The organism is Roseateles cavernae, assembly GCF_040187885.1.
GTDB lineage: Bacteria > Pseudomonadota > Gammaproteobacteria > Burkholderiales > Burkholderiaceae_C > Roseateles_E > Roseateles_E cavernae.
The window spans coordinates 1-807 of sequence record NZ_JBDPLH010000038.1 but is presented as its reverse complement, the minus strand read 5'-3'; the positions used below and the strand labels follow the sequence as shown (position 1 = coordinate 807).

The window sequence follows — 807 nt, the reverse complement described above, 5'->3', positions numbered from 1 at the left end:
TCTGACGCCGGCGCCAAAGTGCCGGCACAAAAGCACCCGCCAGTGCCAATGCAACCAGTGCATAGGACTGCGGTTCGGACACCGTGGCGCAACTGCCCTGCCCCACCGAGATACAGGCTCGCCCGTAGCTGACATCGGTCAGGCTCTCCCCGCGGCGCCCCACCAGATTGATCTCGAAGTCCGGGCTGTTGCCGAAATTGAGGAACGAGAAACCATCGTTCAGACCGTTGAAGCTCAACGTCATCAAGGTGAAGGCGTCGTCCGTCTGGTCGCCGGCCAGAACATCGTCGTCGCCCTCCAGCGAGTAGGCCTGCACGCCGAAGTCCATCGGCGGTACCGAGGCGTCAACGCTGTCCCACAGCCCCCCGAGTCCGGCGCCCAGCGTGTAGCCGGTGAAGCCGATGATCGCCGGGTTGTATTTGATGTTGAGATCAAACGCCGAGACGATCTGTCCGCCCAGGCCGCTGATGTTGACATCCACGAGATACGGGCCACCGACGGCCACGCTCATGCTCGACGGCGAGAAGCTGACAACAGGTGCTGCCTGTGCAGCAGCCCCTCCCAGCAACGCTGCTACGGCAAGCCCCAGGCTGAGTAATTTGCTTTTCATGACTGACCTCACGGTTTGGAACAGGACACGGTTGATCAGGGCGCGCACTGCGGCTTGCTGCACTTCATCACGCACAGTCGCACATCATTGATCGTGATCTTGTTGTCGCCATTGGCGTCTCGCGCATCGCCCGCCACCGGGGTCTGCCCAATGCTGCTGCGAATCGCGTTGATGTCGCTGATGTCGATGGCGCCGTT

Annotated in this window: 1 protein-coding gene; it reads right to left on the bottom strand. The window is 61.7% G+C overall.

Annotated features, from left to right (window positions below):
- A partial coding sequence (locus ABGI63_RS25760; protein WP_349745372.1) for a hypothetical protein occupies positions 1-610 on the bottom strand: 610 nt, incomplete at its 3' end.
- Positions 611-807 lie beyond the last annotated feature (197 nt).